The organism is Eisenbergiella porci (assembly GCF_009696275.1).
GTDB lineage: Bacteria > Bacillota > Clostridia > Lachnospirales > Lachnospiraceae > Eisenbergiella > Eisenbergiella porci.
Map to the genome: position 1 here is coordinate 23947 of NZ_VUMI01000027.1, position 20124 is coordinate 44070.

Sequence of the window (20124 nt, forward strand, 5' to 3'; positions counted from 1 at the left end):
TTATGCCTTATTTTATGCTTCAAAGTCCATGCTGCTTATTCTGCTGCTTTTCTTGCATCAATGACAGCCTGATATTTCTCAGTGTCAAAGGCAACCAGGTCGTTCCAGCCGAAGCCTTCCAGCTGTGTGCACATATCGTCCCACATCTGATCGAACTGTGCTTCGTCCGCTGCAAATACCATACGCCAGGAAGCGTCACATACTACGCTCTTGCACTGGCTTCTTACCAGGGCGATATCCGTGCTGTCGCTTCCAAGAGGAATATTTACGTTGGCGACCATACCAAGCTGGTCTTTATTTCTCATATATTCCACTTCATTTTTTGCTCCGAATTTCTCGGACCACTCATTGATGGTTGCAGTCTGGTTCATTTCAATGGTAGAGGACCACAGATTGGGCTCGAAATATTCTCCGGTAACCGGGTTCTTTTCTGCGCTTCCTACAATCCACTGATTGATCTGGTTGTTGCCGTCGCTCCAGGTGCCGCCGCCCAATTCTTCGGGAACCTGAAGATCTCCGGTAAAACGATCCTGTCCTTCTTTCGTCAGTGTATAGGTGCCGTCGTCATTTACCGTATAAATGAAGCCTTCCAGGCTGTTGTGCTGATAGGTCAGTCCTTCAGGGGATGCCAGCCAGTCAAGCAGTTCCATAATTCTTAACTTCTTCTCTTCATCAACCTGGGAACCAACACCCCATACACGGCCATCGCCGTAATAAGAATCGGCTGTCTGGAAGAAATTCAGTTCTTCTACCGGTACGTACATATAGTTTTCACGGTTCTGTCCATGCTCAGGTGTATTCCAGAAGCCATTCTGCCAGTTATACCAGAACAGGTAAACTCTCTTCTGCTTCATCTTGCTGTCGCAGGCGGTGGTCCAGTCCTGTGTGGCAGCGTCAGAATCTACCAAGCCCATCTGGTTTGCTTTAAAGAAGAACTTGAGGGCTTTATAGTAGCCGCCGTTTTTGTCTGTCAGAGGCATGATTGTATTGTCATTTCCAAGCAGTACGGATTCCTTTACCTGCTGCCCGAACCAGTTGGTCAGAAGGTTTGCATTTTCAATGCTCGTGCCGTCCCAGTCCTTCCACATGGTAATGGCAAACGCCTTGTCCCCGGCCGCATTGGTGGGATACTTATCCTGCATATCCTTCAGCATGTTCAGCAGGTCGTCCGTAGTCTTCAGTTCCGGGCAGCCAAGGCCTTCGTACAGATCCCACGGAACCCTGGGGGCACTTGTCACTTCTGTCCCTACAAACGCTGTAGGTCCGTTGCTGTTCATATTACAGGGAATTGCATATACGCTTCCCGCTTCCACACCGTTCATGGTGCCATTGAACAGGTCAATCTGCTCTTTGTACTTTGTCAGATTTTCATAACTGCCGATGATATCGCCGATATCCATGATCAGGCCGGCTTCCACACAGTCCTGCATTTCGGAATTGTCAATGATAACGATATCTCCCAGATTGCCTGACGCACTGCGCGTCTGATAAAGGGAGTTGGCGTCTCCGGATACCTGAGGTGCGATGATGTTCAGCTGGATATTGAATTTGTCCTTAAGCACCTTGCCGAACCAGCCTGCCTGGATTCCCTGATAGTTGGCCGCCTTATCGTAGATTTCAATGGTCATCTCCGTATCGTGGGATACTACAGGAGCAGCTCCCTGGGCAGCTGCGGCTTCCGTACCGGCTTCTGTCCCGCTTTCCGTGCCTGCTGCTGCCGGCTCCGTGCCGCTGCTTGCCGGCGCCTGTGTTGTTTCCCCCTGTCCGCAGCCTGCAAAAACGACAGATGCTGTCATAACAGCTGCAAGCGCCAGGGATGCTAAACGTTTCCTTCTCATATAAAAACCCTCCTTTTGAGTCTATGTATAACGGAAGGTCTGCCCTGCGTAAAAGGTCCGCCTTCCGTTATTTACTTTTTCTGTAACTGTCCATTTTTTCACAGTTACCTTTTTAAACCGCCCGTTTCCTTCCTTACAAAATTCCTTTATGGCAGCGGTGTTCAGCCCTTTACGGCTCCAATCATGATACCCTTTACGAAATATCTCTGGAAAATCGGATATACCAGGATAATCGGTATTACTACAATAATCGTTACTGTCATACGCACGCTGGTGGGTGTCTGGCTGGTAGCCACCGCCGCCGCCATGGACGCGCTGTTATTGGTATTGGCAAGGCCGGCCAGCGAGCTTGCCTGGTTCAGATACTGATACAGGATGAACTGCAGCGGATAGAGCTTGGTATCCGTTACCAGAAGCAGGGTATCCTGGAAGGAGTTCCACTGGTTGACCGCGGAAAAAATAGCTACGGTAGCCATAATGGGCTTGATAACCGGCAGCATGACGCGGAAGAAAATTTTCATAATTCCTGCGCCGTCAATCTGGGCCGCTTCCTGCAGCTCCTTGGGCACCGACTCCACAAAGGTCTTGGTCAGGATAATATAAAACGGTGAAACAACAGCCGGAAATATATAACCCCAGAAATTATTGGTCAGGTGCAGGTTTCTCATGGTCAGGTACCATGGAATGATTCCTGCGTTAAAATACATGGTAGCCACCACCAGCCTGTACCACAGCTTCCTGTGCCACATATTGTCCTGGGTGAACATAAATCCCAGAAACGCGGAAGCCCCTACCGTGCCTACCGTACCGACAATCGTCCTCAGCACGGATATCTTGGCGGCCTGGAAAAGGCCGTCAATCCGGAGCGCACTGATATAGTTCTGGAAATGGATTCCTTTGGGCCAGAAGAGAATCACACCCCGCGCGCTTAAATCATTGGCGCTTATGGTGTTGATGAAAATATAGTAAAAGGGATAAATACAAACCAGGGCGCAAAGGGCGAATATGATGTAACAGACAACGCCCAGCATGTTATCGCCGAAGCTGTGATGCATTTTCGTTTTGCGAACCGTTTCTTTGCTCATCTTTTCTCCTCCTCTCCCTTACAGAAAGCTTTCGCCGCGGATCAGCTTGGACATTCCGTTTGCAAAGAACAAAAGGATGACGCTGACTACGCTCTTAAGCATACTGATTGCAACGGATACGGAATAGCTGCCGCTTCCCATTGCCGTATTGTACACATACAGGTCAAGCACCTGGATGGTTTCTTTGTTGAAAGCATTCTGGAACACGTAGTACTGCTCCATACCGTTGGAAAGGAAGTTGGCAATGTTGAGCATCAGCAATACGAAATAGGTGGGAAGGAGGCTGGGAATGGTGATGTACCAAATCATCTGCATTCTTGATGCGCCGTCCACCTTGGCCGCCTGGTACATTTCATCATCAATTCCTGAAATCGCCGCTATGTACATGATGGCCGACCAGCCCAGGTTCTTCCATGTGAGCCACAGCCACATCGTCAGCCATACATGCTCCGAGGACTGGAGGAAAAGGACTGGCTCCGTGGTAATCCCCAGTGTCTGCAGCAGGGTGTTTGCCATGCCCGTGCTGTTGAAAAGGCTGTACGCTACGGAATAAACGAGAACCCAGCTGATGAAGTTGGGAAGCGTGGTAACCGTCTGTACAAACTTCCGGAAGGGCACGCACCGCAGCTCGTTCATAAATACTGCAAACAGCATGGGCAGCCAGGAGGTTGTCAGCGTAATGCCGCTCATGGCGAAGGTATTTTTAAGGACCTGCAGGAGCTGCTGGATTTTAATCGGGTTTTCCACCAGGGATTTAAACCATTTCAGGCCTACAAAATCATGGATAGAAAAGGGCTTGGGCGGCTTATAATCAAAAAAGGCGTATACCCAGCCGTATAACGGATAATATGAAAAAACCAGTACCAGTGCAATAAAAGGCAGAACGTAAAGGAACATTTTAAAAGAGTTCCATTTTTTCTTGTTTTGGAAAAACTTCATTTTCACTCTTCCCCTCTCCTGAAAGTTTCATTTTTTGTTTATCGTTAAACCTATTGTTTAGTTGGATTATAGATCATTATTCTTGTAATTGTCAATAAGACTTTTTATATTCTGTATTTTTTATAAATTATATACATTTTAACATAGGTTCTGCAGACATACAAAACGATATTTTTGTTCAAATTGTATATAGTGTTGTCTGTTATGCAATAGTACAACGTTAAACACCATCACACATTTAATTTAACCGCCCGCTTTAAACAGGCCGGCAACCGCCTGCTGCTTCTTCCACCGGCATATTCACCCAATTCCCTGCCCTGTTGCCAGGAAAACCCGAAAAAAAGCCGCTTTCGCTCCGGTTATATCCGGTCAAAGCGACATAAAAAAAGATTGCGGAGTTTTCCATCCGCAATCCCTCAGGTTCGGTTTTTCAGTATTTCTTATCAACAGGCGCTTTCAATCAACATTATCTCCGGGTCATTTTTACCAGGACAGCTTCCCCGGTGCACTGTCTTTGGCGCCCGCAAAGCTTTTTCGGCGCGCCGGCTGACCGGCCGGCTTCAGGCCTCTATTTTCCCCACCGATTTTCTGACCACTAGAGTACAGGGAACCCCGATTTCCACCGGCATTCCTCCGGAAGCAGCCTTCCACTCCCCATCAATTTCCTTCAGCAGAATTTCCGCGGATTTGTGCCCTATTTCGGACAGCGGCAGCGCCATCGTCGTCAGCGCGGGACGGAAATATTCCGCCACATCCTGATTGTCAAAGCCCGCCACGGACACATCCACTCCCGCTTTCAGGCCGCATTCCTCCAGATAGTCATATACGCCTCCCGCCATACGGTCCGCCATGCAGAAAATAGCAGTCACTCCCGCGTCAATCAACGGCTTTGCCATCTCATAACCGGAATCCCTGTCCCATGCGCCGTACCTGACCCAGTCGGGATTATACAGCACCTGTGCCTCAAACATGGCCTTCTGAGCGCCCAGAAGCCTTTTCTTGGTATGTATATTGTCAGCACGGCCGCCGATAATTCCTATCCTGCGGTGTCCCATGGACAATACATACTTCATGATATCATAACCGCCCTGCTCGTCTTCAATCACTACCGCAGGCACCGCCGGAGAATCCGTATAAGCATATGCCATGACCGCAGGCATGGAAAGATCCTCTTTGAAAAAATGGATGATCCTCGCATGTCCGGCCACATAAATCAGCCCGTCCACCTTAATGGAACGCAGCTCCTGCAGAGCCGGCTCCAATACGGATCTGTAGGCCTCCTCGTTGTTGAACCAGGACTCCTGCCATCTGGCATAAAGACGCAAGTTCTGCACAATTGTCCGGTATCCCTTTTCTTCGCAGAACGCCATAATGCTTTCTATCATCCCGGGCGTACTGAACTGCGCAATATCCTCCGCAATGATTCCTATCGTCCTGGTTTTCTGATTTCTTAGGCCCTGGGCAATATAATTGGGCTGGTAGCCCCTTCTTTTTACAACATCAAGAACCTTCAGCCGGGTTTCCTCGCTCACCTTGGGCTTCCCATTGAGTATATTTGAAACCGTGGTAGCGGAAACATTGCATTCCTGTGCAATTTCCTTTAACGTAACCATAACCTTGCATGTACCTTCTTTCTCTAAATTAACACGAGTAAGTTTAACGATAAACACAGCCGAATTCCATTAACAGTCAGTCCTCCAGCCCCACATTGCTAATTTTTAAAGGAATTATAGCATTGCTACCGTCATAACGCAAGGATCATTCACTTTTTCGCTTTGTTTTCTGTAAACCAAATGAATTTCATGTTTACAGAAAAACCGGAAAAATACAGGTTATTGCCTAAAATTTCACAGCTTTCCATCTTCGCAGTCAGGGCTTTAATACCGTATCCAATACCTGTCCCTGTATTCTGGCAAGATAATCATTGGGGTGATTTAATAAATTTCCCGTAATATCAATATACCTTTTTCTTTTCATCAGCTCCTTCTGCACTCCCTGTACATCTGCCACAACCACACCGGCGCCGGCAAGTGGGTACAGGCTCTGTGCATATTCCTCCTGATGGGCGCTGAAATACATAGGCGCCGTATGTGCCAGCGGATTGGGAAGAGTGGTAGCGATAAGCACATATTCCGTATCCGGACATTCCCCGGCGATTTTTTTCAGAAGACGTTCTGTTTTCTCCCGATACTCTCCGCCCGGACACCTGTCGTTCATTCCAAAGCCCAGCAAAACCAGATCCGGCTGATGGGAAATCGCTCTTTCCCCGGCATTTTCCAATGCCCATTCCGAATCCGTCCCGCCCACGGAGGTATTGATAAATTCCACGCTCCCGCCATAATAATCCCGCAGGCTGTCAATCAACAGTTCGGACCACTGCGGCTGTCCCGGTTCCAGCCCATAAAGTCCGCTGCAGTCACAGCCGCAGGATATGCTGTCACCGTAAAGGACAATTTTTACAGGCTCCTTCCGTTTCAGCCTGCCGTACAGCCGGGGCAGCCGTTCAATACCGGATACGGGCCGGAAGCCCTGCCATTGCTTCTGTGTGGTATAGGTAACGGCCAGCTGCCAGCGGGTAATATACTCCGGATTGCCCACGGCGCTCAGATTCAGGAACTTACCGTCCGTCGTCTTGACCGGTCCGAAATCCGGCCCCGGCTTCCCATCACAGGAAGGCGTCTCCTGTGATGTATAAAAAGTCTCCCAGCCCGTCTGCGGGATCCGGCTGTCCCGGGTAAGGAACAGCCTTCCATCCTTTACAAAACAATCCCGTCCTAGTTCATAGACGTTTTTTCCGTCATAGCTTTCTATCCTGATTATTTTCTCAGGGCTGTAAAGAAACGGGGCGCTGCGCTGTCCGTTTTCTTCAATCATGGCAAAGGTTTCCCGCCAGATGGTTCCCCCTTCCCATACCGGCGCAAGCAGCGGGCTGCTGTCTCCTGTCATTCCCATATCCATCCTCCCCCTTTATTCCGGCATCTTTTCCGATGTCATTTTAAAGCGCATCATTTAAGCATTTTATTCCAGGCATTTTATTCCAGCGTAAAGGAAGCCAGGCTTGCCCCGCCCTCTCCCTGATATACAAAGTAGAGCGCCTGCACGCCGTCCGGAATGCTGATGTCCGCACTGTATTCTTTCCATACATTGGAAAATCCCACAGGAATCCATCCAAGCACAAGATCGTCCCATGCAGTTTTCACGCCGAATGCCCCTTTGCAGTAGCCGCGCACCCGGATTGATACCCGGCTGATGCCTTCACAGGCAAAATATTTGAAGCCGGCGTGGGCGCCGTCCCGCATATTGGCAATATATCCGGTTTCCTCGTCTCCGTCCCTGCCGTCCTGGGTAATCTTCGGGAAACGGCAGTCCATCCATTCACCCGGCGCTCCTGTGGTAAAGGCTTCCTCCTTTGTGAAAAGATGGCAGGCCAGATAAGCCGGATATTCCCCTTTTCCCAAAAGCGGCCCTCCATTGGCGCCGCAGGAAGTGATCTCCGCCTGTATAATGCTGCCGTCCTCCCGGAAGGTAATCGGCTCGATGCAGCCCTGTCTGCTGAAATTCGTGCCGTCCGTGTGCCTGTGATAGAAAATATACCATTTTCCATAGATTTCCACGATACTGCCGTGGTTGTTTCCGCCATAGCACATGGGTTTCCCCGCCGGCTTATAAGAATCGATATGCATATCGTTATTGCTTACAATCACGCCTCCGTAAACAAAATCCTTCATGGGATGCCTGCTGGTTGCATAGCACAGCTCATGCATGGCAATAGAGGAATAAATAAAATAATAAGTATCTCCCTTTTTACGGATGGAAGGTGCTTCAAAGAACTCGTGTCCCTCAAAGCTGCTGCCTTTACTGTATGGCTGGCTTGGCGCAATATTTACCGGTCCCTCCAGTATGGTAAGCATGTCAGGCCCCAGAACCGTGCCCATCGGGCCTGTCCTGGAGGTATCCCCGATGGCGCAGAAGCCCGTATACAGCCAGGTTTTGTCCCCTTCCGTCATCACGCCCGGATCAAACTGAGGCTCATCCCCTTCTTTTTCTCCCAGACGCACGCCGTCCTGATAATGCACATAGCCGTAAAATTCATAAGCGCCGGCCGGCGTATCGCACACCGCCACGGAAACCACCGGCACCTTGTCCAGCACATAGTACAGATAATACCTGCCGTCCGGACCCACGGTGACATCCGGCGCGTACAGGCACATATGGCCGTCCGGATTCAGCGGATCCTGGGTTTTCTTATAAATCACGCCCTCATACCGCCAGTTTCCCAGATCATCCTCCGGGGCCGACCAGCATACATAGTCGTTAAGACAGTAGGCATGGCCGCGGAAACGATCATGGGATCCATACACATATACTCTTCCGTCGAATACATAAGGTTCGCCGTCGGGGATATACTCCCAGGACGGCAGATAAGGATTAAATGCCTGTTTTTTCATTGCTGTTCCCTCCGTACACTGTTGTGAGCAACTTTCACATTTTCTTTTTCTGCACTTTTCCGGCCAAAGGGCGGATGCTCCGGCCGGGAAAACTGTTTTCCAACTGTTTTCTGCAGCCTGCTGCCTCTATTCTTTCACAGACATTTTTCCAAAGCAATGATATATTCTAAGAAAAAATTGATTTATTCTTATATTGCCTGTTAAGCCAGCACCTTTTTCCCCGCTTCATACGCACGCTTCAGATAATCCATTGTGTCCTCGCCTGACGGTTTCACAACCTCCATCACCCAGGGTTTTTCATACGCTGACTGATTCAGCACCGCCATCAGCGCTTTCCAGTCTATGCCGCATTCCCCGGGAAGCATGTGCGCATCGCCATGACCTTTTCCCTCACCCCATCCAAAATTGTCATGGATATGGACAGAATACAGGCGATCCCTGAAGCGATCCGCAAATTTTGTAATAAATTCATTTCCCCATACCAGGTTCGCATGTCCGGTATCCAGGCACAGCCCTAAAAATTCCGCCGGATAACGCGCAAACAATGTGTCAAACTGCTCAAGCTGCATCTCTCCCGGCGCTTCAAATAAATTTTCAATACAAATGCGCACCTTTTTCTCCAGGCAGAAGGGCTGCAGTTCATCCAGCGACTTATATGCCTGTCCGTAAAAAATTTCCTTTGTCTCCGGTTTTTCCTCAAAATCAAGATATGGCAGATACATATGCAGTACAATTTCCGTGGTTCCCAATATATGCGCAAGCTCCACACGGTTTTTGATAAGCTCTACCCCGGCAACCCGGTTATACTCTATCGTGGAAGTGTAATCCTTGCGGTAATGCACATCCATGCGGCCGTTGCCGACTCCCCGGCTTCCCTTGCTGGAATGCAGGGATTTTGCCTTAAGGCCGTACTTATCCATCCACCCCCTGATCTGTTCCATCTCCGAACGGGAATAAATATAATCGCCGTCCCACTCGTAACACCAATGCATGTGGGAAAACCCTGCCGCCGCAATCCTGCGGATGCTTTCCTCAATCTCTTCAATTTTTACGTATTCCGCTTCGTAATCCGTGTTGATTCCAAGTTCCATGTTGTTCTCCTTTTTACCTTTTTATTTTTTGAGTGCATATGAGTGCGCTTTTAACAATATAAAATGTCAGAACGAAAACGCCAGTTAGCAGCACAATAAAACATTCATATAATATTTGTATAATGTCTATAACCTGACATTTCCGAACCGCTTTTTTTACAGGCGGCACAGGATATGAACCTGCCGGCTGAACAGTTATATTTTACCATTATTTTCAGCGACAGGACAGTATAACATTTATTGTGTTCATGTTTTATATTTTCTTAAATCAAATTATTCCGTTCCATCTGTTTTACCACAGCAGACAACTATGGACGCAGCACCTTTCTGTTTTCGCCGCCCGGATTTCCACTTTCACCATCCTGCAGCCATCTTCTGTCACACGCACTGCCGCCAGGAAAAACGCATCAGCGCAGGCGCCGTCCTCCCGCCGTCCAAGGCTGGGGCAGCCGGCCGTCTTTCTTCCCGGAGGGGATGGGGGTGTTGGCTGATCCATACGAAAAAACGGCGGATATTTCTTACTGTCCCGGGGAACCAAAATTATGCCGCCCTTAGCAGCCTGTCTGACGAACGCAGCAGACGCAAGTCGCTGCGAGAGGAGTTTTGGCTGCGTTGGCAGAATTTTGGTTCCCCGGGACAGTTAGAAATACCCCGTTTTTGAAACCGGATCAGCCAACACCCCCATCCCCTCCGGGAAGAAAGACGGCCGGCTGCCCCAGCCTTGGACCGCGGGAAGGACGGCGCCTGCGCTGATGCGTTTTTCCGCCCCACTTCCACGCCCCCGGGAGGCCAGGCTTGTCTCACGCTGGTGAATATGTTACAATTTGTTGAACGTTTTACGAAAACAGTCCGGCCTGCAAAACCGCTGCCGTTTTGCATCTGCATCATCCGGGGAGGGGAATACATGGAAAATAAAATAAAACTTTTCTTCCAAAAAGTGCCGGAGCGCTTTCATCCGGGGAAAATCCTGGACAATCTTCCGCTGACCAGAAAACTGATGCTGTTGTATCTCTGCTGTGTCCTTCTGCCGCTGATACTCACGGACAGCATTATTTTTTCCCTGGTAATCAAGGCGGAGCAAAGCTCCAGCCAGCATGAAATGGAAAATATCGCCGAGGCCATCCACTATACCCTGAGTAACAGGATGGACAACGCAGCCAATCTGTCGCTGAACATCTACAGTAACAAATACATCAATGAATTCATGGATGCAGAATACGCTTCGCCCCTTGATTATTATGAAAGCTACCGGGATTTCCTCAAGGATTCCCTGTACGAAGCCAGCGTGGGCACAAGCAATTACAATATCGTCATGTATGCTGACAACCCCGGTATCGTAAACGGCGGCAGCTTCTGGAATCTGGACAGCGCAAAGGATAAGCAGTGGTACCGGGACTTCGTGGAATCCGGCCGCGACATCCTGGCCTATCCATATTATGAAAACACCGCCACCTCCACCCAGAGGAAAATTTCCATCATCCGCCGCATGGATTATTACCACAAAGGAAGCTGTCCCAATCTGATGAAAATGGACATGGATTACAGCGGCATGTCCCAGAGCATCATCAATTCCAAATACCGTTTTCTCGTATATATCTGCGACGGCGATACCATCCTTTTTTCCAATGACGGGCACGGCGGCATGGGAAAGCCCTATGAAACCTTTTTGCCGTCCATGAACAGACGGGTGGGCTATTCCAGGGATATGAACGTATACGGCAGGGTCTGGAGCATTTATGTTATGAAGGAGGAACTGAACGTCCTCTCCATCATCCGCAACAATTTCGCACTCCTGCTGTTTCTGATACTGGTGAACCTGCTGCTTCCCGCGCTTTTAATGAAGGGCATCAACCACTCCTTCACCTCCCGTATCAGGGAACTGGGCGCTGCTTTTGATAAAGGGGATATCCATGAACTGACCCAGCTACCCGCTGTCAGGGGGAAAGATGAGATCGGGGTGCTCATGGCCAGCTATAACCACATGGCCGGACGTATCAACGATCTGATCCAAACCGTTTACAAGGACAGGCTGAAGGAGCAGGAAATGGACATTGCAAGGCAGAATGCGGAGCTTCTGGCCCTCCACAGCCAGATCAACCCACATTTTCTCTTTAATGCCCTGGAAAGCATCCGGATGCACAGCCTGATTAAAAATGAAGAGGAAACGGCAGGCATGGTAGAGCGCCTGGCCCTCATGGAACGCCAGTATGTGGACTGGGGTACGGACACTATCAGCATCCGGGAGGAGTTTCAGTTTGTGGAGGCCTATCTGGAGCTGCAGAAATACAGGTTTGGCGACCGCCTCTCCTACAAAATTGAAGCGGAACCCGACTGTCTTCGTTATTGCGTGCCCAGGCTGACCCTGGTTACCTTTGTGGAAAATGCCTGTGTACACGGGCTGGAAAACAAAACGGCTCCCGGCTGGATTTTCGTCAGATGCTGCTGCCGGGACGGCCATCTTTACATGGAAATCGAGGATACGGGACACGGGATGGATTCCGGGCTTCTCCTTACGCTGCAGGAAAAAATGGAAAATGCAAGCATGCAGCTTCTGAAGGAAAACGAACGGGTCGGGATTCTTAACGCCTGCCTGCGCCTGCATATGGCAACGGACAACACGGTAAAATTCCAGCTGGAAAGCGAAGAGGACTCCGGAACCATCGTAACCATCAGCATTCCGGAAGAAAAATTGCGCATCAACACCTGAAAACAGGATTCCAAGCGATTCTGTTTCCGGTTCAAAAAGGGAGGGACAAGAATGCTTCAGGTTTTATTAGTAGATGACGAACCTTTTATACTGCAGGGTCTGGCCATGCTGATTGATTGGGAAAAAGAGGGCTTTACGCTTGCAGGAACGGCGGCGAACGGTCTGGAAGCCATTGCATTTCTGGAAAAAACACAGGTGGATCTGATTATCGCCGACATCAAAATGCCTGCCATGACGGGCATAGAGCTTCTGGAAAAAATAAGGGCGGAACACATTTCCGACGCCTATTTTATCATCCTCAGCGGCTACAGTGATTTCGAATATGCCAGAAAGGCCATCCAGTACAGCTGCATGGATTATATTCTCAAGCCGGTCCGCCAGGCGGAGCTTCTGAGCGTGCTTAACAAGGTCAAGGCCGACAGCACCAAATCCCTGCAGCGCCGGGAAGAGGTCGCCCTTCAGGAAAAAGCTTATTTTGCCAGAAATCTGATCGCCCTGATCTGCGGAAAATTCGATCAGCTGAACCTGGAACATGTGAAAAGCAAAATGCGCACAGAGGGCGGCATCCGGTATATCGATATTGAAATCGATGATCGCCCGGAGGATGAATCCGGAAAGCTTTTACTGAAATCAGAGGAAGAAAAAAGACAGCAGCAGCGCCTTTTATACCAATACTGCCTGGATTTCCTCAAGCAGGACGGCTGGCACTGTATCTTCGATGTGTCCAGCAATGAAAAGGATTATGATATCGGCCTTGTTTACTGTGACTATATGGCACAGGAGGCGGGCATGGACGAGCAGGGATATCTGGATTATTTTCTGCAAAGCATCCAGCAAAGGATGAAGCAGCCTGTAGTCATGTTTGTAGGAAACCGGGTGGACGATATTTCCCTTCTGTCCGAATCTTACCGAACGGCCAACATCGCCCGTTCCTTCCAGAACTTCCATGTGGAGGGCATGACCCAGCGCATCTCCTGGTATGAGGAGCAGGAATGCGCGGAGGAAAGGACGCTTCTGTGCAAGTCCAGCCTGGACGAACTGATAAAGGCCGTGGAACAGAATGAAAAGGAACGCATCCCCGAGCTGGTTGACAGCCTGTATGAGGAGATCAACCGCAACAGCCTGGATGCCAAGCTGGTCAGCATGAATATAGACTATCTCCTGTTCCAGCTGGTGCATGCGGCCCAGGCCCAGGATATCAATGTAAACCAGGAGGAAATCCTGGAATTTATCAACAGGAACGCCTTTGATTCCGGCACCATGCGCGGCAGCCGGATGCATCTGAAGCGCTTTGCCGAGGAATACGCGGACTATCTCTCACAGCTGCGCGGCAAAAATATCCGCGGCAGCGTCATGAGCGACGTGGAACAGTATATCAGGGAGCACTACGCACAGAATCTGACGCTTAAGGATCTGGGACTGAAATACTATATCAACAGCGCTTACCTGGGCCAGCTCTTCAGGAAAACCTACGGAGTATCCTTCAAGGATTACCTGAACAATTACCGCATTGAAATGGCCGCCGCCCTCCTGCTGCACACGGATTTGAAAAATTACGAGATAATGGAGAAGGTCGGCTATCATGACCTGGATTATTTCATCAACAAATTTATAGCCCTGAAAGGCTGCACTCCCGCCAGATTCCGCAAAAAAAGCCGGGAGTCCAATACCTAGGGACAGGCGGCTGAATATGCAGCACTGCCGGCTGTTACAAGCATTTATTTCAAAAAATCCGGACAAATTAGAGTTTTTTTGTGCAACTATAATTTGCCCGGGTTTTTTATGTATTTTATCCGGTTGTTGTTTTGTTCAATTAGTATAGAATCAATATATAAGCAGTTACCCGGGTATACATATTAACAACTACAAATCAAATACCCCGCTGCAAGCAACAAGGCATTAAACTTGCAGCGGGCAGAGCAGCGGGGTATTTGACCCTCGCGGCAGTCGCCAAATATCCATGCAAGCATGGCTACTTGGCTCGTTGCCCGCGGAAATAAAGCAACAGGAATGAATAAAATCAGGAGGATCAAACATGAAAAAGAATCAACTGACAGCGCTTCTTTTAACTGCCGCCATGTCCCTCTCCCTTTTGGCAGGCTGCGGGAACAGCGCGGATACCAGCACTCCGCCCGCAGGCACCGCTTCCGGGACAGAAGGCTCTGCCGCAGCGGCAGACGACGGAACCATAAAGGAATTTACTGCATTTTTTGCAGTTCCGGGTACGGAAATCAACGATGACAACGAAATACAGGCTGAAATTGCCAAAATCACAGGCGCTAAAGTCAAAGAAACCTGGCTGACAGGCCAGACCGCACAGGAAGCTGTGGGGACCATGATTGCCGGCGGTGAATACCCTGACTTCATAGACGGCAGCGACGGACAGATTCAGCTGTATGAGGCAGGCGCCCTGGTTGCCCTGGATGATTACCTGGATAAATATCCCAACATCAAGAATTTCTACTCCGATGCGGAATGGGATAAGGTACGCCAGGACGACGGTAAGATTTACTGGATTCCCCAGTTCGGAAACGTCTGGGAAAAGGACATGAGCGCCGTACACGGCGATGAAGCTTTCTGGATTCAGACCCGTGTCCTGAAATGGGCGGATTATCCTGAAATCAAGACCATGGATCAGTATTTTGACCTGATTGAGCGTTACAATGAAGCCAATCCCACCATGGAAGACGGTACGGCAAATATCCCTTATACCATCCTCTGCGATGACTGGAGATATTTCTGCCTTGAAAACGCGCCCCAGTTCCTGGACGGCCATCCCAATGACGGATCCGTTATCGTAGATACAGAAACCATGAAAATTGTGGACTATAACACCACTCCTACCGCAAAAAGATACTTCCAGAAGCTGAATGAAGAATTCCAGAAGGGCATCGTGGATCCGGAATCCTTTACCCAGACCTATGATGAATATATTGCAAAGCTTTCCACCGGCCGTGTGCTGGGTATGATTGACCAGTGGTGGAACTTCGCTTACTCCGTTAATGATTCCTTAAAACAGCAGGGACTTGACAAGCAGGGCTGTGACTACGTTCCGCTGCCCATCACCATTTCCGAAGATATTAAAAACATGTGGCATACCTCCGACGGCGCATTAAATGTGGCAAACGGCCTTGGCATAACCACAAGCTGCAAGGATGTGGAAGGCGCGCTGCAGTTCATCAATGACCTGCTCAGCCCTGAAGTCCTTACCCTGCGCAACTGGGGTATGGAAGGCGCAGACTATAACGTAGATGAAAACGGCCTGTTTTACAAAACAGAGGAAATGCGCGTTAACGCATCTGACCCTGCTTACAAAGCATCCCACTTATGTACTTATTCCTACTTCCCCAACTACAGCGGCATGAGCCAGGACGGCATCAACGCTGCAACTCCTTCCGAACAGCCCCAGGAATTCCTGGACGGCTTACAGGCGGATGTGAGGGAATGCCTGGAGGCCTATGGCTGCTCCACTTATGTGGAAATGATTGGAACCAACACGTCTCCCGGACCCTGGTATCCTATGTACTCTTACAGCAATACAATGACCACTTCCACCCCCGGCGGCACAGCCTGGACGAAGATGGGCGAAATCAAGCACGAATACCTTCCCAAGGTAGTTATGGCTTCCGATTTTGAAAGCGCCTGGGAAGAATATCTGAAGGTTTACTCCGACTGCAAGCCCGAAGATTTCCTTTCGGAAATGCAGACTGAGCTGGACAGAAGAATCCAGCTGGCAAAGGACAACGGAGAATAATAAATATCAGGCAACTGCCTGCAGGCAGCGGCGGTTACGTCAAGTGATTGCGGCTGCCTGCCGCATGTAAAGGAGTTAAAATGGCAGCAAAGGGAATAAGAAAAAACAAGAAGAAAACACAGATTACATGGAAAGAAATAAATCGGCAGAAGGTCCTGATTTTCTGGGCCGCAGTTTTCGTAATATACGGCTTTATCTTCTGCTATCTGCCTCTGGGCGGCTGGCTGATGGCTTTTCAGAATTATAAACCAAAGGACGGCCTTCTGCATTCCCAGTTTGTAGGGCTGGCAAAGTTCCAGCAGCTTTTTTCAGATGCCACCTTCCTGCGGGTCATCCGGAACACCCTGGCCATGGGAATCATCAACCTGGTCTTTACCTTTGTTATGGCAATTGTCTTTGCCATTTTACTCAATGAGGTCAGATCTCGTTCCGGCAAAAAAGTGGTTCAGACGATCTCCTACCTGCCCCATTTTCTTTCCTGGATTATCGTTACGGGCATTCTCCACGACGCCCTTTCAGGAACCGGCATCGTAAACGAGCTGCTGTTAAAATTCCACATTCTGGACCAGCCGCTGAATTTCTTTGCCTACCCAAAATACTTCTGGTGGATCGTCGCCTTCGCCAACGTGTGGAAGGAAACCGGATGGAACGCCATCATCTACTTATCCGCCATTACGGCCATCGATCCTTCGCTTTATGAAGCCGCTTCCATCGACGGCGCCGGACGCTGGGCCAAAATCAGGCATATCACCTTCCCCGGAATCAAGCCGACCATCATGATACTTCTTCTGATGAATGTGGGAAATGTGCTCAATGCCGGATTTGAAGTTCAGTACCTGCTGGGCAACGGGCTTGTGCAGAGCGTATCCCAGACCATTGATATCTACGTGCTCAAGTGGGGCATCAGCCAGGGCGACTATGCGATTGGTACCGCAGCCGGTATTTTCAAGAGCGTGGTCAGTATCATACTGATTGTAGTTGCAAACCAGATAGCGAAGCATACCGGCGAAGAGCGGCTGTTCTAGGGGGGTGAAGGAAAAAATGGCAAAACTAAAAGAATACGAATCCAAAAGTGTAAAATATAATACCTTGGTATCTGATAAGATTTTTACCGTAATCAATACCCTGTTTATGATCGCATTTGTAGTCATCACCCTGTATCCGGTGCTGAACACCCTGGCAATCTCGTTAAATGACGGCACCGATGCCCTGCGCGGCGGAATTTATCTGTTCCCCAGGAAGTGGACCCTGCAGAATTACAAAACGGTTATCCATAAAAACAACCTGATAAACGGCGCCGTTGTTTCCGTTGCCCGTACCTTTATCGGTACGCTGACGTCCCTGGCCGCCAACGCTCTCCTGGCCTTCATCGTCAGCCGGAAGCGTTTCCTGTTCAAAAGCCAGCTTTCCCTGTTCTGGGTGGTTACCATGTATGTTAACGGCGGCCTGATTCCTGTGTTCCTGCTTTATAAGGGACTGAACCTGACCAACAGCTTCTGGGTATATATCGTGCCCGGTATGCTCAGCGCTTTCAACATGCTGGTTATCCGAACCTACATGACAGGAATTCCGGACAGCCTGGAGGAATCCGCCCAGCTGGACGGCGCAGGCTACATGACTATTTTCATAAAAATCGTTTCACCGCTGTGCAAGCCGGTATACGCCACTGTCGCGCTGTTTGTGGCGGTAGGCCAGTGGAACTCCTGGTTCGACGCCATGCTGTACAACAGAATGAGCGACCAGTACACCACCCTCCAGTATGAGCTGATGAAGCTGCTCTCCTCCGTAACCAACCAGGGGGCAAGCGCCGAATCCATGAAAAACGCCACAGCGGCAAGCGCTGTAACCCCTACCTCGGTACGTGCGGCAGCCACCATACTTACCATGCTCCCCATTGTCTGCCTGTATCCCTTTTTACAAAGATATTTTATTACGGGGCTTACCATCGGCGGCGTAAAGGAGTAAAATAGCTTATGTTGTAGTTTACAGTATGGACTCACATTTTACCGCAAAACAAGGAGGAAATTCCTCTGCTCGTCAGAGGACAAATTTCTAAAGAAATTGCATTTTGCTCCGCAAAACTAGGAGGAATTATTATGTCGGGCGCATTTGAAACAGGAATCTACAGAAATGTATTTGCTGAATGCGGACTGCCGGAGGAGGAAATTGAGAAAAGGGTCAGGGATTCTTTCCGGACCATGTTCTACGGCAGTGAGGAAGAACGGATTTACCACGAAGTTGGTGCGGATATGGGTTATCTTACCGACACCGGCAACAACGATGTACGCACGGAAGGCATGTCCTACGGAATGATGATGTGCGTACAGCTCGACAAAAAGGAGGAATTCGACCGGATTTGGAAATGGACGAAAACCTACATGTATATGGATGCCGAGACACTGAAAAACGCGCCCCACGGCAGCAGTCGGAATGAAGGCTATTTTGCCTGGTCCTGCGCGCTTGACGGCACGAAAAACGCCTGGGGCCCGGCGCCGGACGGGGAAGAATTTTTTGCCATGGCGCTTTTCTTCGCTTCCCACCGCTGGGGAGACGGCGAAGGGATTTTCAATTATTCCGCCCAGGCGCGCACGCTGCTCCACGACTGTATACATAAAGGGGAACAGCCCGGCACCGGAAAGCCTATGTGGGACCCGCAGAACCATCTGATCAAATTCATTACGGAATGCGATTTTTCAGACCCTTCCTATCACCTGCCCCATTTTTATGAGCTGTTCGCACTCTGGGCAGAGGAAGAGGATCGGCCTTTCTGGAAACAGGCTGCCGCCGCAAGCCGGGAATATCTGAAGAAGGCCTGCCACCCTGTTACCGGGCTGTGCGCCGAATACGCGGAATATGACGGGACTCCCGTGAGGAGCCAGCCGGGACAGAAAGACCGCCATGACTGGTATTACAGCGATGCCTACCGCACCATCGCCAACATCGGCCTGGACTACCTGTGGTTTGCCTGCGATCCATGGGAGAAGGAAAACGCGGACAGGCTGCAGACCTTTTATTATGAAACGGCACGGGACAATCAGGACGGCGTGTTTCTCATAGACGGCACTCCGGTGGATAAAAAAGCGCTTCACCCTGTTGCAGTCATTGCCACTAACGCCCAGGCTTCCCTGGCTTCAGACGGAAAGTATGCAAGGGATTGTGTTATGAAGTTCTGGAATACACCGCTGCGTACAGGTGACAGACGGTATTATGACAATTGCCTGTATCTGTTCGCACTGCTGGCCCTGAGCGGGAAATACAGGGTTTGGTGACAGCGGGACGGCTGAGAAAAGTTTACGGGTGCCTGAAAGTATACTTCATGGCATGCAGAGATATAAAATATAGAAAAAGAAACGGCAGCCCTGGCAATGGAAAAACAGCCAGGGCTGCTGTTATTTTTATATCTTGTATATATTTATTTTACAGACCAAAATCGTTTTATAGGCCTTTACCAGTGTTTAAAGAATATATTTCAGCGGATAGGTTTATCAGAAACAAAGCAGGCAAGGTCAAGTGCCATCATAAAATATCGAGGGTCGTGTTGTGAACCGTTATTGCCTAATTCAGACCGCGGATCCCATTCGGGGGCATCTAAAAGGTCGCCGCTTTTCAAAAAATTGTAGAACTCCACACCTCGGAAATCACACACAGCCTGAACAGACGCACATTCCATCTCCACAGCGATACAGCCGTCTTGTTTACGCTTTTCAAAGTTACCTCTTGTTTCGCGGTAAATGGCATCGGTAGTCCATGTTTTCCCAAGAACATACGGAATACCTGCCTGTTTCATAAAGTCGGCTACAACATGGGAATTTTTGAGGGTAATATAATCGGCGGCAGGAGCATAATGATAGGAGGTTCCTTCGTCACGGTAAGCCTCTGTCGGAATCACAATTTTCCCTCTTGCGATATCCTTATCAAGACAGCCTGAGCCGCCGAACATAATGATTTTATCCGTATCAACCTTCGACAGAGCCTCCTCAACAAGACCTACCGCACCAGGACCACCTATATATGTCTTGTAGAATCCGATCTTTTTGCCCTTATAGTCTATCTGATAAACAGGTGTAAGTCCCGTAGCAGAGAACAGCGTCTCAATCTGCGTGCAGTTGAAATGTTCCTTTATGTATTCCTCGATGATATATGAAAATGTGATAATCATCACATCGACTGAAGGTATACCTGCATTTCTCTGCGGCTCGATAATAGCCTCCGTTTGATTGTCGAAAGAATCTGTTATCATTTTAGCGTTTTCCTTTCATAAA

At 49.4% G+C, this 20124-nt stretch carries 15 protein-coding genes; 6 read left to right on the top strand and 9 right to left on the bottom strand.

Going from position 1 to position 20124, the window contains the following annotated elements; all coding sequences use genetic code 11:
• Nucleotides 1-35 precede the first annotated feature (35 nt).
• From FYJ45_RS16250 to FYJ45_RS16285, 8 genes are all read right to left on the bottom strand, one after another.
• Nucleotides 36-1838: an extracellular solute-binding protein gene (locus FYJ45_RS16250; RefSeq protein WP_154465783.1), complete on the bottom strand. Its 1803-nt coding sequence runs from the start codon at nucleotides 1836-1838 to the stop codon at nucleotides 36-38.
• Between the two features lie 161 nt (nucleotides 1839-1999).
• Nucleotides 2000-2923 carry a carbohydrate ABC transporter permease gene (locus FYJ45_RS16255; RefSeq protein WP_154465785.1) on the bottom strand — a complete coding sequence of 308 codons (924 nt, stop codon included), beginning with the start codon at nucleotides 2921-2923 and terminating at the stop codon, nucleotides 2000-2002.
• An 18-nt stretch (nucleotides 2924-2941) separates the two neighbouring features.
• Complete coding sequence (locus FYJ45_RS16260) at nucleotides 2942-3862, bottom strand: ABC transporter permease subunit (protein WP_154465867.1); 921 nt, start codon at nucleotides 3860-3862, stop codon at nucleotides 2942-2944.
• A 560-nt stretch (nucleotides 3863-4422) separates the two neighbouring features.
• Entirely contained in the window at nucleotides 4423-5475 is a 1053-nt protein-coding gene (locus FYJ45_RS16265; protein ID WP_154465787.1) for a LacI family DNA-binding transcriptional regulator, read from the bottom strand.
• Between the two features lie 256 nt (nucleotides 5476-5731).
• Complete coding sequence (locus FYJ45_RS16270; RefSeq protein WP_195841843.1) at nucleotides 5732-6814, bottom strand: SGNH/GDSL hydrolase family protein; 1083 nt, start codon at nucleotides 6812-6814, stop codon at nucleotides 5732-5734.
• Nucleotides 6815-6894: 80 nt separating this feature from the next.
• Entirely contained in the window at nucleotides 6895-8310 is a 1416-nt protein-coding gene (locus FYJ45_RS16275) for a family 43 glycosylhydrolase (RefSeq protein ID WP_154465791.1), read from the bottom strand.
• Nucleotides 8311-8510: 200 nt separating this feature from the next.
• On the bottom strand, nucleotides 8511-9401 hold the full coding sequence (locus FYJ45_RS16280; protein WP_154465793.1) for a sugar phosphate isomerase/epimerase family protein: 891 nt from the start codon (nucleotides 9399-9401) through the stop codon (nucleotides 8511-8513).
• Between the two features lie 292 nt (nucleotides 9402-9693).
• A complete protein-coding gene (locus tag FYJ45_RS16285; RefSeq protein ID WP_154465795.1) occupies nucleotides 9694-9897 on the bottom strand; it encodes a hypothetical protein in 204 nt (67 codons plus the stop codon).
• Nucleotides 9898-10305: 408 nt separating this feature from the next.
• On the opposite strand from FYJ45_RS16285, the gene FYJ45_RS16290 reads away from it, so the two are divergent.
• From FYJ45_RS16290 to FYJ45_RS16315, 6 genes are all read left to right on the top strand, one after another.
• Nucleotides 10306-12108: a sensor histidine kinase gene (locus FYJ45_RS16290; protein WP_154465797.1), complete on the top strand. Its 1803-nt coding sequence runs from the start codon at nucleotides 10306-10308 to the stop codon at nucleotides 12106-12108.
• 51 nt (nucleotides 12109-12159) lie between these two features.
• Nucleotides 12160-13782 (top strand): response regulator transcription factor, encoded by a 1623-nt coding sequence (locus tag FYJ45_RS16295; protein WP_154465799.1) that lies wholly within the window; start codon nucleotides 12160-12162, stop codon nucleotides 13780-13782.
• 361 nt (nucleotides 13783-14143) lie between these two features.
• On the top strand, nucleotides 14144-15862 hold the full coding sequence (locus FYJ45_RS16300) for a type 2 periplasmic-binding domain-containing protein (RefSeq protein ID WP_154465801.1): 1719 nt from the start codon (nucleotides 14144-14146) through the stop codon (nucleotides 15860-15862).
• An 80-nt stretch (nucleotides 15863-15942) separates the two neighbouring features.
• The gene (locus FYJ45_RS16305; protein ID WP_021638505.1) at nucleotides 15943-16887 is read left to right on the top strand and encodes an ABC transporter permease; all 945 of its coding nucleotides are present in this window, start codon (nucleotides 15943-15945) and stop codon (nucleotides 16885-16887) included.
• A 16-nt stretch (nucleotides 16888-16903) separates the two neighbouring features.
• On the top strand, nucleotides 16904-17827 hold the full coding sequence (locus tag FYJ45_RS16310; protein ID WP_330588710.1) for a carbohydrate ABC transporter permease: 924 nt from the start codon (nucleotides 16904-16906) through the stop codon (nucleotides 17825-17827).
• 131 nt (nucleotides 17828-17958) lie between these two features.
• A complete protein-coding gene (locus FYJ45_RS16315; protein WP_154465803.1) occupies nucleotides 17959-19131 on the top strand; it encodes a glycosyl hydrolase family 8 in 1173 nt (390 codons plus the stop codon).
• A 200-nt stretch (nucleotides 19132-19331) separates the two neighbouring features.
• On the opposite strand, the gene FYJ45_RS16320 is transcribed toward FYJ45_RS16315, so the two are convergent.
• Nucleotides 19332-20102 (bottom strand): nucleoside phosphorylase, encoded by a 771-nt coding sequence (locus FYJ45_RS16320; protein WP_154465805.1) that lies wholly within the window; start codon nucleotides 20100-20102, stop codon nucleotides 19332-19334.
• Nucleotides 20103-20124 lie beyond the last annotated feature (22 nt).